21 protein-coding genes and 1 riboswitch are annotated in these 23,332 nt (G+C 35.8%); of the genes, 14 read left to right on the top strand and 7 right to left on the bottom strand.

Annotation, left to right across the window (positions count from 1 at the left end):
* Positions 1 to 265: 265 nt before the first annotated feature.
* A complete protein-coding gene (locus H7U22_RS15610) occupies positions 266 to 1,945 on the bottom strand; it encodes a dipeptidyl-peptidase 3 family protein (protein WP_187072271.1) in 1,680 nt (559 codons plus the stop codon).
* Between the two features lie 114 nt (positions 1,946 to 2,059).
* Between H7U22_RS15610 and H7U22_RS15605 the strand changes: the two genes are divergently transcribed.
* Positions 2,060 to 2,887 (top strand): N-acetylmuramoyl-L-alanine amidase, encoded by an 828-nt coding sequence (locus H7U22_RS15605; RefSeq protein ID WP_187072270.1) that lies wholly within the window; start codon positions 2,060 to 2,062, stop codon positions 2,885 to 2,887.
* Between the two features lie 35 nt (positions 2,888 to 2,922).
* Here H7U22_RS15605 and H7U22_RS15600 read toward each other — a convergent pair whose 3' ends face one another.
* Positions 2,923 to 5,181 carry a S41 family peptidase gene (locus tag H7U22_RS15600; protein WP_187072269.1) on the bottom strand — a complete coding sequence of 753 codons (2,259 nt, stop codon included), beginning with the start codon at positions 5,179 to 5,181 and terminating at the stop codon, positions 2,923 to 2,925.
* A gap of 184 nt (positions 5,182 to 5,365) precedes the next feature.
* Positions 5,366 to 7,021, bottom strand: a complete 1,656-nt coding sequence (locus H7U22_RS15595) for a glutamine--tRNA ligase/YqeY domain fusion protein (RefSeq protein ID WP_187072268.1) — start codon at positions 7,019 to 7,021, stop codon at positions 5,366 to 5,368.
* Positions 7,022 to 7,263: 242 nt separating this feature from the next.
* On the opposite strand from H7U22_RS15595, the gene H7U22_RS15590 reads away from it, so the two are divergent.
* The 7 genes from H7U22_RS15590 (at position 7,264) to H7U22_RS15560 (ending at position 12,371) form a co-directional block, all read left to right on the top strand.
* Complete coding sequence (locus H7U22_RS15590; protein ID WP_187072267.1) at positions 7,264 to 7,683, top strand: cobalamin B12-binding domain-containing protein; 420 nt, start codon at positions 7,264 to 7,266, stop codon at positions 7,681 to 7,683.
* 3 nt (positions 7,684 to 7,686) lie between these two features.
* Positions 7,687 to 8,466: an enoyl-CoA hydratase/isomerase family protein gene (locus H7U22_RS15585; RefSeq protein ID WP_187072266.1), complete on the top strand. Its 780-nt coding sequence runs from the start codon at positions 7,687 to 7,689 to the stop codon at positions 8,464 to 8,466.
* A gap of 180 nt (positions 8,467 to 8,646) precedes the next feature.
* Positions 8,647 to 10,077, top strand: a complete 1,431-nt coding sequence (locus tag H7U22_RS15580; protein WP_187072265.1) for a sigma-54-dependent transcriptional regulator — start codon at positions 8,647 to 8,649, stop codon at positions 10,075 to 10,077.
* A 50-nt stretch (positions 10,078 to 10,127) separates the two neighbouring features.
* Positions 10,128 to 11,177, top strand: a complete 1,050-nt coding sequence (locus tag H7U22_RS15575; protein ID WP_187072264.1) for an AI-2E family transporter — start codon at positions 10,128 to 10,130, stop codon at positions 11,175 to 11,177.
* 72 nt (positions 11,178 to 11,249) lie between these two features.
* Complete coding sequence (locus tag H7U22_RS15570) at positions 11,250 to 11,516, top strand: YtxH domain-containing protein (RefSeq protein ID WP_187072263.1); 267 nt, start codon at positions 11,250 to 11,252, stop codon at positions 11,514 to 11,516.
* 50 nt (positions 11,517 to 11,566) lie between these two features.
* Positions 11,567 to 11,947, top strand: coding sequence for a phage holin family protein (locus H7U22_RS15565; protein WP_187072262.1), 381 nt, complete (start codon positions 11,567 to 11,569; stop codon positions 11,945 to 11,947).
* On the top strand, positions 11,934 to 12,371 hold the full coding sequence (locus H7U22_RS15560) for a hypothetical protein (RefSeq protein WP_187072261.1): 438 nt from the start codon (positions 11,934 to 11,936) through the stop codon (positions 12,369 to 12,371). Before H7U22_RS15565 ends, H7U22_RS15560 begins: the two co-directional genes overlap by 14 nt.
* 58 nt (positions 12,372 to 12,429) lie before the next feature.
* Here the strand turns inward: H7U22_RS15560 and H7U22_RS15555 are convergent, their stop codons facing one another.
* Both H7U22_RS15555 and mutY read right to left on the bottom strand, forming a co-directional pair.
* Positions 12,430 to 12,873, bottom strand: a complete 444-nt coding sequence (locus H7U22_RS15555) for a single-stranded DNA-binding protein (protein WP_187072260.1) — start codon at positions 12,871 to 12,873, stop codon at positions 12,430 to 12,432.
* 56 nt (positions 12,874 to 12,929) lie between these two features.
* Entirely contained in the window at positions 12,930 to 13,988 is a 1,059-nt protein-coding gene (gene mutY, locus H7U22_RS15550; RefSeq protein ID WP_187072259.1) for an A/G-specific adenine glycosylase, read from the bottom strand.
* Between the two features lie 168 nt (positions 13,989 to 14,156).
* Between mutY and H7U22_RS15545 the strand changes: the two genes are divergently transcribed.
* The 5 genes from H7U22_RS15545 to H7U22_RS15525 all read left to right on the top strand — a co-directional run bounded on the left by H7U22_RS15545 (position 14,157) and on the right by H7U22_RS15525 (position 19,515).
* Positions 14,157 to 14,459 carry an HU family DNA-binding protein gene (locus tag H7U22_RS15545; protein ID WP_109928658.1) on the top strand — a complete coding sequence of 101 codons (303 nt, stop codon included), beginning with the start codon at positions 14,157 to 14,159 and terminating at the stop codon, positions 14,457 to 14,459.
* 11 nt (positions 14,460 to 14,470) lie between these two features.
* Positions 14,471 to 15,349, top strand: a complete 879-nt coding sequence (locus tag H7U22_RS15540; RefSeq protein ID WP_187072258.1) for a tetratricopeptide repeat protein — start codon at positions 14,471 to 14,473, stop codon at positions 15,347 to 15,349.
* A gap of 283 nt (positions 15,350 to 15,632) precedes the next feature.
* The gene (locus H7U22_RS15535; RefSeq protein ID WP_187072257.1) at positions 15,633 to 17,183 is read left to right on the top strand and encodes an Rne/Rng family ribonuclease; all 1,551 of its coding nucleotides are present in this window, start codon (positions 15,633 to 15,635) and stop codon (positions 17,181 to 17,183) included.
* A gap of 153 nt (positions 17,184 to 17,336) precedes the next feature.
* On the top strand, positions 17,337 to 18,713 hold the full coding sequence (radA, locus tag H7U22_RS15530; protein WP_187072256.1) for a DNA repair protein RadA: 1,377 nt from the start codon (positions 17,337 to 17,339) through the stop codon (positions 18,711 to 18,713).
* 337 nt (positions 18,714 to 19,050) lie between these two features.
* Entirely contained in the window at positions 19,051 to 19,515 is a 465-nt protein-coding gene (locus H7U22_RS15525) for a DUF4920 domain-containing protein (RefSeq protein ID WP_187072255.1), read from the top strand.
* Between the two features lie 141 nt (positions 19,516 to 19,656).
* Here H7U22_RS15525 and H7U22_RS15520 read toward each other — a convergent pair whose 3' ends face one another.
* Together H7U22_RS15520 and H7U22_RS15515 are read right to left on the bottom strand one after the other, a co-directional pair.
* Positions 19,657 to 20,721, bottom strand: a complete 1,065-nt coding sequence (locus H7U22_RS15520) for a branched-chain amino acid aminotransferase (protein WP_187072254.1) — start codon at positions 20,719 to 20,721, stop codon at positions 19,657 to 19,659.
* 137 nt (positions 20,722 to 20,858) lie between these two features.
* Complete coding sequence (locus H7U22_RS15515) at positions 20,859 to 21,824, bottom strand: tryptophan 2,3-dioxygenase family protein (RefSeq protein WP_187072253.1); 966 nt, start codon at positions 21,822 to 21,824, stop codon at positions 20,859 to 20,861.
* Positions 21,825 to 21,886: 62 nt separating this feature from the next.
* A riboswitch (Fluoride riboswitch) is annotated at positions 21,887 to 21,949 on the top strand.
* Between the two features lie 19 nt (positions 21,950 to 21,968).
* Here H7U22_RS15515 and H7U22_RS15510 point away from each other — a divergent pair.
* Entirely contained in the window at positions 21,969 to 23,258 is a 1,290-nt protein-coding gene (locus H7U22_RS15510) for a voltage-gated chloride channel family protein (protein WP_187072252.1), read from the top strand.
* The last annotated feature ends 74 nt before the right edge of the window (positions 23,259 to 23,332 follow it).

Raw genomic sequence — 23,332 nt, 5'->3', positions numbered from 1 at the left:
CCCTATGAAAGTTTGTGGTTTTTGGGTTGGCATCGCATCCCTCTCCTTGAAGAGAGGGAAACGAAAGACTGTTATTTTAACCCTTGGGTTTCTCTCAAAGGCCATTAAATCCCTCTCTTCAAGGAGAGGGACAGCACAACACTAGCTAAAGCAAAAAACTTTAACAGGGTGAGGTAAAAATCAATTACAAAATTTAATTTGGTAACTCTTCCTGAATTTTGACTTTTGATACAGCCTCTTAGCTTGTTATAGATTTTATTATATTTTATTTCATTCCAAGTACATCAACACCTTGTTCAAAAACTAAGTCGACTGGAATGTTTTTCTTTGTTAATCTATCTAAATCAGCTTTTAATTCGGCAGGAATTATAGCCATCGTTTTTTGAGCTTTCTCGACAGCAATTTTATCGCCATTGCCTTGTAGCGTAATAATAAATGAGCTCAGATCATTCATCGCAGTAGCAAATTTATCGAAGTTTACTTTGTAAGTTCCTTTAGCTGTACGTTCAAAAGCACCCTTTTCTTTAAAATAATTAAAGCATTGCATATTCGCTTTTCCATGTGCTTCTGAAACTCCAAAACGTACGGAGCGCAAAATGCCAGCCATAAAAGTGGTATAATAATCCTTTATATCGCCTTGCAACTCACCCTTTTTAATCAAACCGGTTACCATGTACAAACCTAAAATATCTGCCTTGCCTTCCTCCAACCAACTATACTGTTCTTTTAATGCTTCGCGAACAAAACCTTTGCCAGTGATTGTTTTTTTGATTCCTAAACCATGAGCAACTTCATGAAACATCACATTTGCAAAAAAGGCATCGAACTTGATATATTGTTGCTGATCAGCTTCTATTAATTCCTTCGAAATAGGAAGTAAAATTTTGTCAAACTTGGCCTTCATTGCATTTTTCAGCTGAGAACGGCGAGTACCTTTTTCCTGTTGAATTTTTTCGTCGTTTGGTAAATTTACGGCGATGGTTTTGGAGCCTGCGTTACAATCGCCTGCATAATAAACCACATCATAAGCGTTCAATTCAGAATCCGTTCCCGGAGTTTCGGTTTTGTATTTAGCAGCTACTGGAAGATTTTTTTGTAAATCGGGAAGCATTTTTACATACTTCGCCAAGCGCTTACTCCATTCCTTATCCTTCACTAAAACATAAGCCTCATAACTGGTTCGAGCATTGAAAAGCTTGTCTTCATAATTTTCTATCGGACCAATAATAATATCCAATCCATTGGTTTTCATATCCAACCAAGCGTAATCAGAAGCTGTGAAATTATCGGTTACCAATGCATCAGCCCTTAAATTTAGATATTTTTTTAAGCCGGCATCTTCTGCAATTAGCGCTGCCTGCTTTAATAAGGAAGAAGCCCTTTGAAGCTCGGAAGCGTATAAAATATGGTAGGGAACGGTACTCAATTTTCCCGAACTATCTTTTTGAATGACTGAATATGCACCAAATTTATCTTTCAAATCTGATTTTTCTATCGCCTCTTTAGTTATTCCATAAGGATAAAAAGATGCGCCTTCTGGTTTCTTGCCTACACCAGTAACGAAGGGTTTTTCATTATTCAATCGATCCCACGGGCCATAATTAATGTTAACAAAATCACGGGTTTTTTCATCCTTGATTGTTGCCAATAAACTATCGCGTTGCGGATAAGCTTGCTTCCAATATAACTGATCCATAATTTCTGCAGCCTGAATCAGCAGGGGCAGAATTTTACGGTCATTAACACTCAACTGATTAATATTTGTTGAAAGTTTGACCCTTTCATATATAGGCAAACGTTGCGCAACGTAATCAACAAGACTGTCTTTTTGCACTACAACTGCTTTGTCTTCAGTTGGTTTTGATGTATTTGTACACGCTGAAAAAAATCCTGTAGAAACGGCAATTGCAGATAAAAATAGGCTTGATTTGTATATGTTTTTCATTGTAAAAGTATATTGGGTTCTAAATTAGTAAAATTTAAAAGCTTTGTATAAAGTTTGATGCAAAGGATTAATTTTAGCATACTTTCGTAACTTCATTCCTTTAATAAAAATGTCATGTTATCTGTAAAATCACCATCAATTTTTCTAATCCTTGCTGCATTATTTTTATCAGCTTGCAGCACGAATAAATACGCAGCCACAGAAAAGATCTATAAACTAAAGGCAAAAGATTTCTCTAAAATAATTAGCAGTACCCCACCAGAAGGCCAACTTTACGATTCTGTGGAAGCAACAAACCAGACTTGGGTTGGTTCTGTAAATTTTGGGATACGCAAGCCAAATTTTGTAATTATTCACCATACTGCACAAGATAGTTTGGAGCAAACGATAAAAACTTTCCATTCTACAAGAGCCGCAACAAGTGCACATTACGTAATCAGTCGCGATGGTAAAGTTGTGCACATGGTAAACGATTATTTAAGGGCAAACCATGCGGGCGTAAGCAAATGGGGTAAGGATACCGATTTAAATTCTTCTTCTATCGGGATTGAATTAGACAATAACGGACTAACAGATCCTTGGCCAGATGCTCAGATTAATAGTTTAATTAAGCTTTTAGCTACCTTAAAGAAAACCTATAATATCCCGACGGCAAATTTTATTGGTCATGCAGATATTGCGCCAGGGCGTAAAAATGATCCGAAAAATTTTCCTTGGAAAAAATTAGCTGATAAGGGATTTGGTTTTTGGTATGATGATATTTTAAAAAATCCACCAGTAGATTTTAATACGGAAATGGCATTAAAATACATTGGTTATAATACAACAAATTTGCCGGCGGCTATTGAGGCTTTCAAGATTCATTTTATACAATCAGATATAACCAAAACTTTAACTCCTGTGGATATTTTGGTGTTGTATAATGTTTACATGAAATATTAGAAAAATGGCTTGCAAATTATTTTGCAAGCCATTTTTTATTTTGAAGCTTCTTTTATAGCCCTTTCTAAAATCTCATCTCTCCCCTCACTTATTCCCTTTACTGTTTTATCTACCAAAATATTGGGTAATATGCCTATTCCATGATGCTGAGAACCATCGTGTTTTAAAACTTTCATACCTGTAAACCACATGCTATAACCCCCGGGCAACTGAATACTATTAACATTTCCATTGGTGCCCGCTGTAGGCTGACCAATAATTGTGGCTAACTTATAATGTTCTATAAAGCTCATATAGCTCTCCGCATAACTAATGGCACGCCCATCTATCAAGAAAAATATTTTGGCGGTCAAATGCGGAGACTGGGCTTTTAATGGCCATCGTTCATATTGATAAGTGATGGATTTTTCCTGGTCGGGGTATATAATTTGTGGAATTTGCATCCATCTGGAGGAAGTATCATCTTTAACCATAAGATATTCAATAAGCCCTGTATTGTCTGTTGGGTATCCTCTCAAGTCGCAAATAATAGCTTTACTTTTTTTTAATAACCCGATAGAGTCGTTAATCATTTTCATTTTAGCATTACTAATGCTGATGTAGGTAATATCATTGCCAAGCGACTTAATCGTATCTTGCTTAGGGAGATATGATCCATACGCAGATGAATGAATTTTCCTTAGTGAGTTTACTTCTTGTCCGCTTGCCAAAACAATACTAAAAGGTGTGTCCTTTTCTCCAATTAGAGATTCGGTTTGAGCCCGATGATTTAAATAACCAGGAGTTGCAGCCGAGATGTATTGATGAATTTTATTAAAGTATTCGTGCGCATTTTCGCCATTTATCTTCTCAACAATATCGCCACTTTTAAGTTTCAGGCTGGAATCCATTACGGAATTGATCACCAATTTATTTCCGACCCATTCCCATGCAAATGGCGGATAATATTGGCTAATATTGCCTGTATACCAAACACTTATATGACCATCCTTTAATTTGGCAGTCATTTTTCTTAGCGTATTTGCAAATTCCAAAGTGTTCTGGTCTTGGTAACTTTCTGCTAAAGCCTCTTTTAAATCATTTGTCCAATCTGTTTTTGCGATATCAAAATATGGGAAAAAGTGTTGAAATATATTCCATGTGTTAATAATATTACCAATTCTTAAGTAGGGATTTGCAATTCTAAGTTGATCTTTGCCAATACCATTTATTTTATTCAAAACTAACTTAACTTTAAGGCTATCGCTTGATGGGAAAGTTTGCCTTTTATTTCCGTATAGTACAATTGGAAGAAATATTTTTAAATCTTTATGAATGGGCTTATCAATATACTCACCAAAGCTCGCGTGTCTTTCAAAAGGTTTAATATCCAGAAATTCTTTACTGCTTACATTTTCAGGCCCACCAATTTCAATAAATTTGTTTTGATTATCTGCATTCACAATGAACGAATATTTCGCATTGGATACATTAGATCTTGCTGTTGCGAAAGCCATTGTTTTAGGCTCATTGCCAGGCATTTCATTTTCAAAATCTCTTTTATAAACTTCATTGCCCTCAACTTTAAGTGTAATATCATCAACTGCAAGTTTTCCCGTGCCTAAAAGAAATGCACCAAAAACAATTTGTTTTGCATCCTGATCAGTGGTTCCTTTTATTTCAAAATTTTGCCATTCTTTGCTTAAAATGGGCCTACTATCCATATTATCGAAAAAACCCGTCTTGCCATTTTCCTTATCAACTCTAAACCAAAGTTGCCCTTGTCCATCTCCTTTTATCATTTTGGCTTTGCCACTGAATATAAATGTTTTTCCCTTCATATCTTTAGCTTCCGTAAACGCACTTAAATTACCAAATCCTGTAAAATCAGTTTTAAAAACAGTTTGTCTATTTGTTCTGGCACTTTGATATAAACTTCGTTTATCCTTAAGTAGCCCTACGCCCAAATGTTGCCAGCTTATTTCTTGATAACCAACAGTGTCTTTAGGCTTTAAATGTGAAGGAAAAGTTGTTTTTTCAGTTGTAGATATTATTTTTACACCTGGCATTAGCACTTTGGCAAGGGCATTTAAACTGTCTTTAAGTTCGCCAGCGGTTTTGCACTTATCTACTTTTTGACTACCGTACAATGCAAATTTATCCCAATCAATTTTAGCGGCATCATCACCAGGATAAAAATATTTTACATAACCGTAAAATTTGGCAAATGCCATTTGGTTTTCAATTTGTTTTTGCGATTGAGCAAAACATGCACATCCTAAAAACAGGAGTAGGGTGGTTGAGATCGTTTTCATAGAGAATGATTAGTTATCGCAATCTAATCATCTATTGATTAACTATTTGTTAAAAAATGCTAAACATGCTTACTAGAAATGTGCATCCATAAAATTTGGCAAAAAAATACACGGATAAATCTATGTTTATCCGTGTGTGTATTATTTACAAAGCCCTCCCATCTGGGGAGGGTTGGGTGGGGCTTTAATTCGGTTTCTTAAAAGTATCCTTTAACGTTACCGTTCTATTGAAAACTAACTGATCAGCAGTAGAATCTCTATCTAAACAGAAATAACCCTTACGGATAAACTGATATCTGCCTTCTAAATCAGCATTAGCTAAAGCAGGTTCGATATAAACATTCGGCAAAACTGTCAAGCTTTCTGGATTTAAATAATCTTTAAAATCGCCTTCTTCAGCATCCGGTGTTTCCGATGTAAACAAGCGATCGTACAAACGAATTTCAGCAGTTTTTGCATGCTGTGCACTCACCCAATGAATGGTACCCTTCACATTAATTCCGCTGGTATCATTTCCGCTTTTCGATTCAGGAATATAAGTACAATGAATTTCGGTAACGTTTCCATTTTCATCTTTCACAAAATCTTCGCACTTAACAATATAAGCAAACTTTAAGCGAACCATTGCACCTGGCGCCAAACGGAACCATTTCTTTGCAGGAACTTCCATAAAATCTTCACGCTCAATCCAAAGTTCATTGCTGAACGGAATTACTCGAGTTCCACCTCCACCTTCTGCTTCAGGATTATTTTCACCAATTAAATCTTCAGTGCCTTTTTCGTAATTGGTGATGATTAATTTAATCGGATCCAAAACCGCCATCACACGATTAGCCGTTTTATTTAAATCCTCACGAATACAAAACTCCAGTAAACTTAACTCGATTAAATTTTCGCGTTTGGCAATCCCAATCCGCTCGCAAAACTCACGAACACTTTTTGGTGTAAAACCTCTTCTGCGCAAACCAGAAATTGTAGGCATCCGCGGATCATCCCATCCATTAACCAAATTTTCGTTAACCAATTGCAGCAACTTGCGTTTACTCATTACGGTAGAAGTAAGGTTTAAACGGGCAAATTCATATTGTTTAGAAGGAAAAATCTCTAATTTCTCAATAAACCAATCGTACAATTCACGATGTGAAACGTACTCTAAAGTACAAATTGAATGGGTTATATTTTCTATACTATCACTTTGGCCATGGGCAAAATCATACATTGGGTAAATACACCATTTGTTGCCCGTACGATGATGTTCGGCATGTTTAATGCGATAAATAATTGGATCACGCATCAACATATTCGTGCTGGTCATATCGATTTTAGCCCTTAAAATGTAAGCGCCATCAGCAAACTCACCATTTTTCATTCTGGTGAAAATATCTAAATTCTCTTCAACACTACGATTACGATATGGACTATCCTGACCAGGTTCTGTTGGTGTTCCTTTTAAGGTTGCAATTTCATCAGCAGAACTTTCATCAACATAAGCCAAACCTTTTTCAATTAGTTTAACGGCGAAAGAATACAATTCATCAAAATAATCTGATGCATATAATTCATTTTTCCAGTTAAAACCCAACCATTTAATATCTTCTTGCTGGCTATTTACATATTCTGTTTTCTCTGTTACCGGGTTGGTATCGTCAAAACGCAGGTTGGTATAACCACCGTATTTTTGTGTTAGTCCGAAGTTTAAGCATATCGCTTTCGCGTGGCCAATGTGTAAGTAACCATTAGGTTCGGGCGGGAAACGCGTAACCAAAGTTTCATACTTGCCACTATTTAAGTCGTTCTCAACAATTTCTTCAATAAAGTTCAATGACTTCTCTTCACTCATAAAAACCTGTAAATTAGGATTGCAAAGGTAAAAAGATTGAGCAGATTTAAGTAATGATTATGGGTTTATTAGCCTTTACTTAATTGTTAAGAGCCTGTGGCAATGTTATAACTAGGATTAAAATATAAATACACCATGCATTGGGTAAAATTTAGGTTAAAACCACGCAGATCATCCATCATAATTTACCGTATGTGTCTATTGCCAAAAATCAATACATTTACATCAACTTAATATTCGTTATGAGCAAAGCATTAAATCGACCGATCCGTGTTTTAGTTGCAAAAGTTGGCTTGGATGGCCACGATCGTGGTGCAAAAGTAATTGCAACCGCTCTTCGGGATGCCGGAATGGAAGTTATTTATACCGGCCTTCGCCAAACACCAGAAATGGTTGTAAATACCGCCTTGCAAGAAGATGTTGATGCTATTGGAGTTTCCATCTTATCGGGCGCTCACATGACGGTTTTTCCAAAAATTATTCATTTTATGAAAGAAAAACAAATGGATGATGTGCTGTTAACCGGTGGAGGCATTATTCCGGAAGGAGATCGAGTAAAGCTTGCCGAATTAGGGGTTGGAGAATTGTTTCCGCCAGGAACAACAATGGCAAGCATTGTAGAATATATACAGAATTGGGTTACAGAAAATAGAAACTTTTAAGCTATGGCATACCAAAATTTATTATCAGAAGTAAAAGAAAATATACTTTACGTTATCATCAATCGAGAAAAAGCCTTAAATGCGCTAAATAAAGATACCTTAACTGAACTTGCCGAGGTGATTGATTTTGCAGGTAAAACCGATGAAGTTCGTGGCGTTATTTTAACTGGTGCTGGTGAAAAGGCTTTCGTAGCAGGTGCCGACATTAAGGAATTTTCTGATTATAATGGAAAGCAAGGCGAGGAATTAGCCAAACACGGTCACGAGCATGTATTTAATGCGATAGAAAATTCACCAAAACCTTTTATTGCGGCTATTAATGGTTTTGCTCTGGGTGGTGGTTTGGAGCTGGCAATGGCCTGTCACATGAGAATTGCATCAGACAATGCCAAATTGGGTTTGCCCGAGGTTACTTTAGGATTAATTCCAGGTTATGGAGGAACACAGCGATTAACCCAGTTGGTTGGTAAAGGCAAAGCGATAGAAATGATTACTACAGCAAGTATGGTAACAGCTGTTGATGCGGAAAAAATGGGATTAGTTAACTATACAGTGCCACAAGCCGATTTAATTAGCAAAGCTGAAGAGATTTTAAATGTAATTAAAATGCGTGCCCCATTGGCTGTAGCTGCGGCAATTAAATCTGTTATTGCCTCCATAAATGATGCAGATGGATATCAGGTTGAAATTGAGCAATTTGGAAAATGTTTTGAAACAGAAGATTTTAAAGAGGGTGTAACTGCTTTTGTAGAAAAAAGAAAGGCTGTTTTTAAAGGAAGATAAACATTTTGTATTATTAATTCTATGCTTACATAAAAAAAGTGTAGAAAATATTTCCCAATTTGATTATAAATGAGTAATTATGTGTTATCTAAATATCTATTAGAAAGCCCTATTATGACAGAAATTAATATCTCTTAGTCTATAGGATTTTCTTTAGCTCAAAAAAACAGATTTTATCTGATGAAAAAGAAGATACTAATTATTGACGACGAAGTAAACATCGGACTCTTACTCTCAAAATTTCTGATCAGGAATGGCTTCGAAGTTTCTAATGCTATAACTGGTACCTCCGCTATGGAGATTCTTACGAATGAAAATTTTGATTTGGTGCTTTGCGATTATCGTCTTGAGGATACCGATGGAAGGGAAATTCTGATTAAAATAAAAGAAAATTATCCTACAACCGGAGTAATCATTATAACTGGTTATTCTGATATCAAACTTGCTGTAGAATTGATTAAGCTAGGTGCTTACGATTACATCACAAAACCACTTTATCCCGATGAAATTTTAAATACAATTAATAAAGCGCTCGAAACACAGCGGGCACTTAATGATAATAAAGGATCAGGGAAAAAAAATAGTGCCGAGTCAGAATCTGATTACGTTAACTATACTGAATATATAGATGGTCAGAGTGAAGTTTCTAGCACACTTTTAAAACAAATTCAATTAATTGCCCCAACTTCTTATAGTATAATTTTAACTGGTAAAAGTGGAACTGGGAAAGAATGTGTGGCAAAAACTATCCATCTAAATAGTTTAAGAAGAGATAAGCCTTTTGTAGCCATGGATTGCGGATCACTTACCAAAGAACTTGCTGGAAGTGAGTTTTTTGGACACGAGAAAGGTTCGTTCACTGGGGCACTTTATACAAAAATTGGACATTTTGAACAAGCCAATGGTGGTACACTGTTTTTAGATGAAATTGGAAATTTATCTTATGAGATCCAAGCAACATTGCTAAGAACAGTTCAAGAACGTAAGGTGAAACGAATAGGCAGTACCAAAGAAATAGATCTAGATGTAAGGATTATTGTTGCAACAAACGAAAATCTATCAGAAAATATTTTGAAAGGAACATTTAGAGAAGATTTATACCACCGTTTTAATGAGTTTTCGATTCATATTCCTTCACTAAAAAAGAGGGGTAATGATATTTTAATTTTTGCTGATAAATTTTTAGCTATAGCCAACCAAGAACTTAACAAAAACATCAGGGGTTTCTCTGAAGGCGTTAAAATCTGTTTCTTAAATTATGGTTGGCCAGGAAATGTTCGCGAGCTTAAAAACGTGATTAGGCGAGTTGCCTTATTAACAGATGGGAACGAAATCCAAGTAGATGTTCTGCCCTTAGAACTATCCAATTTTGCAAAGGACTACGATCATGAAAGTGCTTTGGCCCAACTGAGAATGAAAACTTATGATAAACCGAAAGATTTAAGAGATGCAGCTCAAGACGCAGAATTTGACACAATTTTGAACGCACTAAAAGAAGTAAATTTCAATAAAACCAAAGCGGCTAAAGCATTAAAAATTGATCGTAAAACACTCTATAACAAAATAAGGGCAATCAAATTTGGAAATGGAAAGAATTCTGAAAAAGGATAAAACAAAATAAAGCCTTTTTGTATTTTAAGAGTACCAAGCAAAAAACTAATATGTCGGTATTCTCCTATAAACAACGCAATAACATCAATCTTGTAATTATTGTAGCGCTTGGGCTATTAATTGCATATTCTTTGCAGGATATTTTTAGTGCAATTTTAAGTACACTCGTTCTATATACCATTATGCGGCCGGGTTATATTTATTTTGCTGAGGTTAAAGGTTGGAACAGAAGATTTGTCGCAATTTCGTTAATTGCCATAAGTATAATTCTAATTATCCTGCCATTTTATGCTTTAAGCACGATGGTGATCAGTAAAATATCGGAGCTTAAAAATAACGAAATATTTTTTAAAAATCTTCTGGTAAAACTTCAACATTTAATTCCGGTTAAAATAAATGAAAGTGTAATTCAAGATGGTTTGAACCGGTTGGGCAATTGGGCAACATTATTATTTCCTTCTCTAATATCTAGCGCAGTAAATATTATTTTAAGCCTGCTTGTAATGTTCTTTTTGCTCTATTTTATGCTTATCGAGCGTAAAAGGTTTGAGTTTTCTCTAATAAAATATGCACCTTTTAGAGAGCAAAATGCACTTAGGTTTGGCGATGAGATGAGAAATACAACTTATGCCAATGTACTTGGGCAGGGATTAATCTGTTTGGTACAAGGATCTTTGGTAAGCTTATCGTTCTTTGTACTGGGTTATAAAGATCCTATCTTTTGGGGAGTGATTACCACCTTTATTTCATTTGTTCCTGTACTTGGTCCGCCGGTTGTGTTTGTTCCAGCAGCTATTTTACAAATTGCGAATGGGAATAATTTTGCAGGTTGGACCATGTTAATTTTTGGTTTTGTGGTGATCATTAATATCGATAATGTTCTTAGATTTATAATAGCGAAAAAAGTTGGTAATATTCATCCTATAATTACAGTAATTGGCGTAATTATTGGTATACCTTTATTTGGAATATTAGGGCTGGTTTTTGGCCCACTTCTACTATCGTATTTTATTTTGCTTGTTAAAATTTATGAAACCAGTACGCTTGCATCAGAAAGATTGGAAAGAATTAAAACAAATAATGAGCATAACGAGTTATAATTTATAGCTTAACAATAAAATAATATAGCAGTACTTATATTGTAAATGTTAAACCCTTAAAATACATATATTATGAATGATAACTCAAAAGTTGTAGTTGCTCTTTTAGCAGGATTAGCTGCTGGTGCCGCTCTAGGAATTTTGTTCGCACCAGAAAAAGGTGAAGAAACACGTGATAAATTAAGCCAATCTTTAAAAGATTTAGGCGATTCTATTAAAGATAAGGCTGCAGACGAAATTAATAGCTTATCAAGCTTAAAAGATAAAGTTGTTAGCTCAATTAAAACCAAATTGAGAAGTGTTGAAGAAGAATATAGCGACGACGTAGAGCACGCATAAAAAAATATTAAAGCCGGGCAATTTTGGCCCGGTTAAACTACATCTAAATTATGCAAGAAAATAAAGATAAAAGTATCGAAGATTTGGTAGATGATGCCAAGGGATATTTTGAAGCGAGGGTAGAATATACCAGACTTTATCTTGTAGAAAAAGCTTCGAAGATATTTGCCGATTTAGTAACCAGCACAGCGGTAATTGTGTGCTTTATCCTGGCTTTTTTATTCGGTTCAGTAACGTTGGCCTTATATCTTTCTGATGTATTGGGCAGTTATGCTGGGGGCTTTGGTTGTGTATCCTTAATCTACATTATTTTGGCTATTGGTGTTTATCTAACTAAAGATAAATACATTGAGAAAGCGATCATTAATGTAGCCATTAGAAAGTATTTTGATAAACTTGCAGATAAGGAGGAAGAAGATGAGAAGTTATAAAAACATCAGAAACCTAGAGGATTTGCAAGCAAAAAAAATCGAGCTTAAAGTAGAATATACAATTAAGCAGAATATGCTTAAAGCCGATTCCAAAAATTTTATCCATCAGTTTACGCTAGGTTCACTTATTAAAAAGTATGCTACACCAAGCAATCTTTTTAAGGTAGATGATAAGCTAAATTTAAGCGGAACGGCAATGTCTTTAATTTTGCCAATGTTTCTTAACAGAACACTTTTTAGTGGCGCCGGATTTTTAACTAAAGCGGCGGTAGGGCTTGTATCTGGCAAGGTTGGTAAATCTTTAGATGCCGAACATATCTCAGCAATATTTAATTCGGTTAAAGGTTTCTTTACAAAGAAGAAAGAGAAAAAGGATAAGAAATTTGTGGATTATGGAATTCCGCCTGATAGCGAGACCTATTAAAGAAAAAGCCTAAAATAAATTTATTTTAGGCTTTTTTTATCGGATTCATTTTAAATTTTTAGAAGGGTAAATCTCCATTTTCATCAGATGGATGAATGGTAAATTCATCATCAATTTTTGGTTCTGTGTGTTGAGAAGATGATAACGTAGTAGAAGGACTTTGCTCAAAATCGCTTTTTCTACCCAGCATTGTAAAGTTTTCTGCAACAATCTCGGTAACATATTTTTTCACCTTTTCTTTATCTTCGAAAGATCGAGTTCTTAATTTTCCCTCAATATAAACAAGCTTTCCCTTTTGTAAATACTTCGAAGCTACTTCTGCAAGGCCACGCCACAAAACAATGTTGTGCCACTCTGTTTGTTCTACTCTTTTTCCATCTTTGTTATACGTTTCGGAGGTAGCAAGCGGAAAGCTTGCCACAGTTACGCCACCATCCAAATGCCGAACCTCGGGGTCTTTGCCCAGGTGGCCCACTAAAATAACTTTGTTAATACCAGACATAAAATATTTTTGGTTAGTTGTTTCGTTTATCAGATTGTTATTAGCCAGGTGGTTAGTTATTCCATCCTTTTCTTAAAATTATCCTCCAAAAAATCGTGGATAACCTTCGGTTGCGGCAATTCATCTAACTTACTTAAAGAAACCCAATTAAGTTCCTTTTGTTTACTAAAGTTAAATATATAATTTTTTAATGCAAAAAATTGTATATGTATTATTTGGTGCGTTAAAATGTGTTTTTTATAGCTTATTAGCGTAAACTCAGTATTTATACCAAATAAATCTTTAACCATTATTTCAAAATCTGAGTCCATCCAATTTGGCAATTCTTGAGTTTCAATTAATGGGAAATCATAAAGATGTTGCCAAATATCGCCAGCTTGTCTTTCCCTTACCAAAATTTCATCGCCCTGCGTACAGATTAAATAATTAAAGAAACGATGCTTCTTTTCTGCTTTTCCAATTTTTACTGGCAAATCTTTAACCGTATGGTTATTTAATGCATAACAGGTTTGGTTTAATGGACAAATTCCACAATTGGGAGATTTTGGTTTACACTGCATTGCGCCAAATTCCATTATAGCCTGATTATAAAGCGCTGGGTCTTCTTTAAACATTAATTCGTTAGCCAACAAGAAGAACTGCTTTTTCCCTGCCGGAGAATTGATTGGTGTATCTATTCCAAAATATCTGGATAACACTCTAAATACGTTCCCATCAACAACAGCTCGTGCCTCTCCCGATGAAAAAGATGAAATCGCAGCTGCGGTATATTCTCCAATTCCTTTCAGTTTAATTAGGTCATCATGAAGCGTCGGGAACTCACCATTAAAGTCGCTCATTACGATTTGTGCCGTTGCATGCATGTTCCTTCCTCTCGAATAATAGCCCAAACCCTGCCAAAGTTTTAACACTTTCGACTCGCTTGCATTTGCAAAGTCAGAAACTTTAGGGAAATTTTCCAAGAATTTATTAAAATATGGAAGCCCCTGTTCAACACGGGTTTGTTGAAGTATAATTTCGGATAACCAAATGGTATATGCGTCGTTAGTGTGCCGCCAGGGCAAATCTCTCTTATTTTGGTTGTACCAATTTATGAGTTCATTTTGGAATGTCATTGCTGCAAATTACGGTGTATTTATTCGTTTAAAAAAAAACTTGCATTTCGCTGATAAGTTGGCAGATAAAAAAATCATCTTTTATTTCCCTATCTCATTAAAAAGCAATACTTTTGCAACCCCAAAACAGTTATAATATTAAAACACAATATATATAAATAAGTAAATATGACTAAGGCAGATATTATTTCAGAAATATCAACAAAAACCGGAATTGAGAAGGTTGATGTACAGGAAACAGTTGAGGCATTTTTCAAGGTTATCAAAACAAGCATGATTGGCGGTGAAAATGTATACGTAAGAGGCTTCGGAAGCTTTGTTGTTAAAAAGAGAGCGCAGAAAACTGCCAGAAACATCTCTAAAAACACTGCAATAATTATCCCAGAACACTTTGTGCCTAGCTTTAAACCAGCAAAAGTATTTGTTGATAAAGTAAAGAGCAATTCAAAAAAAATCCAAGTAGAAGCCTAAAATCTTAAAAAGTGAATAGCAGCATCAGATTAAAACAAACCATCATTATTGGAGCGATTTTATTGCTTGTTGCTTTCTTATTTACAAGAGATATTAAGGGTTTAGTAAAACCAACTGAAGAAAATGGGAAAATGCCTGCTAGCGGTCAAATGGCCGAGGCACAAGCGCCTGCTTCTTCTAGTGTTTTAAGCATTGAAACTTCATCTACCGCTGCAAAAAATGTAATAAATAAAAATTTAGCTACAGATATTACGGCATTAGAAAACAGTTACAAAACAGCTAAAGGCACTGAAAAAATTGAATTGGCAAAACAGTTAGCCCAGAAGTGGGATGATGTGGAGCAGATTACGCCCTCTGCGCTTTATTTAGAAGTTGTTGCCGAAGGAAATCCATCTTCTACAAGTTGGTTGGCCTCTGGTAATAGATTCTTAAAAGCTTTTGAGAGTACCCAAGATAGTTTAGCGCAACCTGCTTTATTGCAGAAAGCGAATACATCTTTTAAAAATGCATTAGAGAAAGATTCTGCAAACATTGAAGCTAAAACAGGCTTAGGTGTAACTATAGTAAACGGCCTAGGCGCACCAATGCAAGGTATTGCAATGTTGCTAGATGTTGTTTCTAAAGAACCTAAAAATTTAAAGGCTAATATGAATTTGGGATTATTCTCCATTAAATCAGGTCAGTTTGATAAGGCAATTCCTCGTTTTAAAACGGTTATTGCAACTGCTCCAACTCCTGAAGCCTATTTCTATTTAGGCACAGCTTTAGAGAATTTAGGCAGAAATAAAGAAGCAGTTGATGCTTATTTAGCAAGCAAGAAATTAGCTGCAAATCCTACCTTATCATCTTTCATTGATAAGAAGATCGTCGAACTAAAGAATAAAAATTAATTAACAGATTAATAAAAACATTTAAAACTTAAAACTATGCCAAGCGGTAAAAAAAGAAAGAGACATAAAATGGCTACCCACAAACGTAAAAAACGTTTAAGAAAAAACAGACATAAGAAAAAATAGTTTCTTATCTTGATTTAGCTTATTAAACCTCATAGTATTTACTATGAGGTTTAAATACTTTTATATGATTTTTTTATTATATAAACTTCTGCTACATCAATATTTTCTTGTATACTATCCATTTGTTAATAGGCGAAAGCCTTAAAATCTGTAGCTGTTGGTAAAAGAATTAATTATCAATTCGACTCCTGCCGGAGTTACCATAGCATTGATTGAAGACAAACAACTTGTTGAGCTTCATAAAGAACAAATCAATAATAACTACGCTGTAGGCGATATTTATTTAGGCCGCATTAAAAAAATTATGCCCGGCCTGAATGCTGCCTTCGTGGATGTTGGTTATGAAAAAGATGCGTTTTTGCATTATTTTGATTTAGGCCCACAGGTACAATCTTTAATTAAGCTAACTAAGATCAAGCGTAATGGCTCGGTTACAGGCACATTATTAGATAATTTAAAGCTAGAAGCCGATATAAACAAGGCAGGCAAAATTTCTGATGTGCTGAGTAAAAACATGCTCCTTCCTGTTCAAATTGCGAAAGAACCAATTTCAACTAAAGGACCAAGACTGAGTTCCGACTTATCAATTGCCGGCAGGTATGTGGTACTGGTGCCATTCTCCAATACCATATCCGTATCAAAAAAAATAAAAAGTAATACCGAACGTAATCGTTTAAAAAAGATTATCGAAAGTATTAAACCTCAAAATTTTGGGGTAATTATCAGAACTGTTTCTGAGGGCCGTGGGGTTGCCGAAATGCAAAAGGATCTTTTAGATTTAATTGCTAAATGGGAAAACTTCATTAAAAAAATGCCTTCTACCGAACCTGCTAAAAGAGTTTGGGGAGAAATGGACAGATCATCTACGTTAATTCGTGATATTCTGAATCCTGATTTTACAAACGTTTATGTAAGTACGCCTGAGCTGTACGATGATATCCGTTCTTATGTACACGATATTTCTCCAGAAATGGAAAAAATCGTTAAACTGTACAAACAAAAAGAACCAATCTTCGAACACTTTGGAATAGAAAAGCAGATTAAAAATGCTTTCGGAAAAACAGTAAACTTACCAGGTGGCGCATACCTAGTAGTAGAGCACACCGAAGCGCTTCACGTTGTAGATGTGAATAGCGGAAACCGCACCGCCAGTAAAGAAAATCAAGAAGAGAATGCTTTACAGGTAAATAAGGAAGCGGCTAAAGAAATTGCCCGTCAGTTACGCTTGCGTGATATGGGTGGTATTGTGGTAATCGATTTTATCGATATGCACAAACCAACAAACCGTAAAATGCTGTTCGATTATCTGCGTGAGCTGATGTTATTGGATAGAGCCAAACACACTATATTGCCTCCGAGCAAATTTGGTTTGGTACAAATTACCAGACAACGTGTTCGTCCGGAAATGAATATTGTTACGGTAGAAAAATGTCCGGCCTGCGATGGGACTGGAGAAATTAAAGCGAGTATCGTTTTAATGGATGATATTGAGAACAACCTTAATTATATTTTAAGAGAGCAAAACGAAAAAGGGATTACACTTTGTGTGCATCCTTACATCGAGGCTTATATTACCAAAGGAATTTTCAACTTACAACGCCGTTGGTTCTTTAATTATGGCCAATGGATTAAAGTGAAAGCTCAACCATCCTATTACTTAACTGAGTTTCATTTTATCTCTTCAAAAGACGAAGAAATTAAATTGTAACACAAAATTCATTAACGAAGAGCCTGATTTTTTAAAATCGGGCTTTTTGCTTTTAATGGCTTCTTATATTCGGCTTAGTGCAAATTATGTTAAAAAAAATAAAAGCACTTTCGAACGCTAAAGGTTAAATTCGTATTCTAAATTTTAAATCAATTGGCAAAAACAAAAACTGCTTATTTCTGTCAGAGCTGTGGCTACGAATCAGCAAAATGGTTGGGTAAGTGTCCATCATGTAGTCAGTGGAATACCTTTGTTGAAGAGGTTGTAGAGAAAAGCTCAACAGCGATTCCAACTTGGAAAAATGATACAAGCCCAAGAAAGCTAAGCAAACCAAGTAAGGTAGATGAGATTCAATCTTCAACCGAAAGAAGGATTTTAACTGGCGACAAAGAACTCGATCGAGTTTTAGGTGGTGGATTGGTCGAAGGATCTTTAGTTTTAATTGGTGGCGAACCTGGAATTGGAAAATCGACACTAATGCTTCAGCTTGCCTTAAATTTAAAAGGTAAAAAACTTTTGTACATATCTGGTGAAGAAAGCGAGCAACAAATTAAAATGCGGGCAGAAAGGATTACAGAAAGCCCTTCAGCGGATTGCTATATCTTAACGGAAACCTCTACGCAGAATATTTTTAAGCAGATTGAAATTTTACAGCCCGAAATTTTGGTTGTAGATTCCATTCAAACTCTGCATTCGGCACATATAGATTCTACTCCAGGAAGTGTATCGCAAGTAAGAGAATGTACTGCAGAATTACTTCGCTTTGCAAAAGAAACCGGAACACCTGTTTTTTTGATTGGGCATATTACGAAAGATGGAGCCATTGCTGGTCCAAAAATATTGGAACACATGGTTGATACAGTTTTGCAGTTTGAAGGCGATAGACACCATGTTTATAGAATTTTAAGGTCGATTAAAAATAGATTTGGTGCCGCAGCAGAATTGGGGATTTACGAAATGCAGGGTACAGGTTTAAGAGAGGTTTCCAATCCATCAGAAATCTTATTATCACAACGTGATGAGGAATTAAGTGGAATTGCAATTGCAGCAATGTTAGAAGGCGCAAGGCCCATGTTAATAGAAACGCAAGCTTTGGTTAGTCCTGCAGCATACGGAACACCACAAAGATCTGCGACTGGTTTTGATACCAAAAGAATGAATATGCTGTTAGCGGTATTGGAAAAACGTTGCGGTTTTAGATTGAGTACACAAGATGTTTTCTTAAATATTGCGGGTGGTATTCGGGTTGAAGATCCCGCGATTGATTTGGCGGTTTTAATTGCCATTATTTCATCCCATCAGGATATTGCTGTTTCATCTAAAAACTGTTTTGCAGCCGAAGTTGGTTTATCTGGAGAAATCAGAGCTGTAAATAGAATCGAACAGCGGATTGCGGAAGCAGATAAATTAGGATTTGAAATCATTTATATTTCAAAATATAATTTAATGGGGATTGATTTGGAGAAATATAATTTAGAAATTAAAGCAGTAAGTAAAATTGAGGAAGTTTTTGCTCTTGTTTTCGGTTAAAGACTCTAAAAAATTGGGGAAAAAATTCAACAATTTTCCACAAGATGGGGAAAATTTTCCCCACACACCCCAAGTTAATTTTTTTGGCATGGTACACGAATAATTCACAACTTATTAATAATCAGTTATTTGACGGCTATTGACCAACCTAATTGAATTTTGGATTAACATTTGCCTAAGGTAATATGTTGTACATCATGGGATGTGATCTATAACAATAGGGATGATTTTCCTCGTTAGTGAGAGCTAGCGAGGATTTTTTTTGTCGTAATTATTTAGAGATTTTAAATAACTTTGTTTTAGATAAAAACTGGAACACTAATTAAAATATAAATCAATGAAAAAGATTCTTTTAAGTCTAGGCTTTTGCTTAATCGCTGCGCTTACATTTGCCCAATCAGAATATAAAGGCCAGAAGTTTGGTGATGAGGTAAAGCCTGGTGATGTGAAACCGGCTGCCAAGATGGAAGTTGCAATGGGTGATAAAAAAGCTGTTGATATGAAAATTGAAGGTAAGGTTATTGATGTGTGTAAGAAAAAGGGATGTTGGATGACTTTGGAAATGCCGAATGGTGATCCAATGAGAGTAACTTTTAAAGATTACGCATTCTTTATGCCGATGGATATTGTAGGTAAAAAGGTTGTATTAGATGGCGTAGCGAAGAAACAAACAATCTCTGTAGAAACTTTACGCCATTACGCTGAGGATGCGCACAAATCAGCTGATCAGGTTGCAAAAATAACTGATCCTAAAAGGGAATTGGCTTTCGAGGCTAAGGGTGTTGTAATTTTGGATAAATAACAAAATTACCGTTACTCTGAATTTATTTCTGGGTCTTTTATGCTATAAAGATTCTGAAATGAATTCAGCATGACGATAACGCAAAAAACGCCCGATACATAATGAATGTATCGGGCGTTCTATTTTAATGAGTTTATAATTTTACAAAACCCAGTTCCATCCAAACTCATCGGGAGCCAAACCGTAACGGATATCGTTTAGTTTTTGTGCAATGCTATTAGAGATATGTCTGGTTGATGAATCAGTAAGTGTATAAATTGTGCCTTTGTAGCCAATTTCTCCAACCTGCGTAACTGTTGCCGCGGTACCAGCGGCGAAAGCTTCAGTTAAACTTCCGTTTTCTATTCCTTCTATTACTTCTTTTACAGATACTCTGCGTTCCTCAACCTCTATTCCAGCATCTTTGGCCAACTTAATAATGGTATCGCGTGTAACGCCGTCTAAAACAGTACTGCGGATAGATGGCGTAACTAATTTACCATTAATTACGAAAATTAGATTTGCCGTTCCAGCTTCCTCAATAAATTCGTGAGTAACAGAATCTGTCCAAATTAACTGATCAAAACCTTCTTTCTTAGCTTGCTCAAAAGGATACAGTGAACGAGCATAGTTTCCTGCTGTTTTGGCAAAACCAACTCCACCTTCATCCGCTCTTGTATATTCGGTTTCAATTTTAACCTTTAAAGCCTTGCTGTAGTAGGGACCGGTTGGCGTAGTAAGTAATGCAAATTTATAGGTATCAGATGCTTTAACTCCCAAATACGGATCCATTGCAAACATTACCGGACGAATATACAACGCATAGTTTTCTTGAGAAGGAACCCATTTTTCGTCGATATTGATTAACGCAGCCAAACCTTGCATAAAAATCTCTTCCGGAATCGCTGGCATAGACATTCTATCAGCCGATTTATTAAAACGTTCGAAATTTTTATCTGCACGGAAAACACTAATTTTTCCGTCTGGTTGGCGGTAAGCCTTTAAACCTTCAAAAATAGCTTGGCCATAATGAAGTGCAGAAATTGCAGGACTCATTGGAATTGGTCCGTAAGGTAAAACCTGTAAGTTTTTCCATTCGCCGTCTTCAAAATCGGCGGTAAACATGTGGTCGGTAAATACCTTACCAAAAGGTAACTCTGAAAAATCAGTAACGGCTAAACGTGTTTGTTCAGATTTGGTGATTTTTATATCTAATGTCTCGGTCATTATTTAAGAATTTTGAATGAGTGATTGATCGAATGTGAATGATAAACATTCTCTAGTTCAATAAGTCACTAATTTCGTCATTATTTATTTTTCGCAAAATAAGCAAAATCAGCCTTTTTTAATAGCTTTTTCTGATTTTAATCTTTGTTTTTGAGTGTTTTAAGTACACTAAGAACCCATCCTTTACCCCATCCTTCCATTTGTTCTTCAGTCCATAAGAAAGGATAAAAGATTCTTTTTTGGAAACGTGGAGGCAAATATTTTTGCCAGTTGGTTCCGCCTGTTGCGGCAACATCTACTGGATCTTTTTCCAAATAACGAACGGCAGATTTATAGTGTGATAATGGCCATTCTACATTTACATATAGATCTAGCTTACGCAATTCTTCTGCAAGTGCAGAAACATCATGTCCATTAGCTTGAAACTGTTGGTAAAGTGACGAGAAATTGGTCAAAGCTCTATCTTTTGCCAATTGAAGGAATTGATCGGCATATTTTTTAATAAATTGCTTTAGAGTTAAGGTCTGTTTGCCCGATGCAAGCTCAGTTGCACCAAACTTCCAATAAATGTGTTCAAACTGTTCGTCAATTGTTGCTGTACTTAATTCTACTCTTCTGCTTTTATCTACCAAACGAATAAAATCCGTAGCACAAATTTCAATCATTCTATATTGGCCAGACTGAAAACCGCTGGCAGGTAATAAGGACATTCGGAATTTCAAAAATTGCTCCTTTTCCATTCCATCAACCATAACCTCGAAAGAAGTTGTTAATGCATTAAAATAGGCATTAATTCTTTTAACCCTAGCAGTAAAAAAACCTACGGTCAGGTTCTTATGTTCTGCAACCTGTTTACACTCATGTAAACTTAGCTTAAAATAAAGCTCAGTAATTTGGTGGTACATGATGAAAATTTCTTCATCAGGGAACGGTGTTTTTGGGCTTTGTAAACTTAAAAGGGTATCCAAGTGAATGTAATCCCAGTAAGTTAGGAAATCAGCATACAATAATCCATCCAGATACGATGCCATATCTTGGCCCATGGCCGTGTATTTTTCCTGTAGTTGGTTTAGTTTGTCTTTTATTTCAGGTGTAAAATCCATTATTTGAAGTTAGCTGTACAAAGGTGTTAAAGATTTTGGAACATATTGTAATTTTTATACATTTGAGTAATGGCGATGGGGTACCGCCAAAACCGCCCAAACAGGCTGATGACTCCTACGATTTTATTTAAAAATTGATTTAAAATGCCTGTTAAAAAATTAACGGATAGCTTTCTGCTTTCCATCTATCGCTTTATTAAATTCGACTTTAGCCTCCTATTTTTAAGTACGCTAAAATGGCTTTTACTTTCTGCCTTACTCGGTGGTATTGTGGGTTCGGCATCTGCACTTTTTTTAGAAACTCTAAATTTAGCAACTAATTGGCGTGAAGAACACCTTTGGATTATTGCATTTTTACCACTCGCTGGTTTAGTAATCGGACTTGCTTATCATTACTTGGGTAAAGATGTTGTTAAAGGAAACAACCTGCTCATTGAAGAATTACAGAGTCCAAAAAAGGTAATTCCTTTAATAATGGCGCCATTGATTTTTGCTGGAACTATTATTACACATTTATTTGGAGGTTCTGCCGGTCGAGAAGGTACTGCGGTACAAATTGGTGGCGCCTTTGCCGATCAGTTTACCAAGATCTTTAAGCTCAAACCTCGCGATAGGAAAATTATATTAATTTGTGGAATAAGTGCTGGTTTTGCCTCGGTTTTTGGAACGCCTTTAGCCGGAGCAGTATTTGGATTAGAAGTGTTTGTGGTCGGGAGCATTCTTTATGGAGCTATTTTACCTTCATTTATTACGGCTATAATTGCCGATTATGTTTGCAGAATGTGGGGCGTTGGGCATACGCATTATTCAATTTTTGCTGTTCCAGAAATGGGTACTGTCAATTTGCTTTTATCACTGGGTGCGGGAATAATTTTCGGGCTAGTTGCTCGAAGTTTTTCAGCTTTAAACCATTTTATTTCTAGCTTATTTAGTAGAATAAAATATGCGCCATTAAGACCTTTTGCTGGTGGTTTCGTCTTGACTCTGATTATTTACCTCCTCGGAACAACACGATATATTGGTTTGGGGATTCCTGTTATTTCCGAAAGTTTTACACAACAAGAACCTTATTGTACTTTTCTTATTAAACTTTTCCTTACTGCATTAACCTTAGGTGCAGGCTTTAAAGGTGGGGAAGTAACCCCCTTATTTTTTATTGGTGCAACATTAGGAAGCTTTTTGAGCTTCTTTATTCCATTGCCTTTTGGCTTACTTGCGGGAATGGGGTTTGTTGCCGTTTTTGCTGGCGCTGCGAATACGCCTTTAGCTTGTATTTTTATGGGGGTTGAGCTTTTCGGAGTAAGCTCAGGAATATATATTGCGGTTGCCTGCGTTACAGCTTATCTGTTTTCTGGTCATACTGGGATTTACCGCTCTCAGTCTATTGGCAGTCCGAAACATTTGCTGTTAAAAAGAGACCAATTTTTGAGGTAAAGTAGCTTTGACAACTTTCTTTATCAAGCGCTAGAAAGTTGTCAAAGCTTTTGAAATATTTCATGGTTGTGTTG

It is taken from the genome of Pedobacter fastidiosus (assembly GCF_014306625.1).
Classification (GTDB): domain Bacteria; phylum Bacteroidota; class Bacteroidia; order Sphingobacteriales; family Sphingobacteriaceae; genus Pedobacter; species Pedobacter fastidiosus.
Note: the sequence above shows the minus strand (reverse complement) of the source record. Positions and strands in the feature narration are given on the sequence as shown.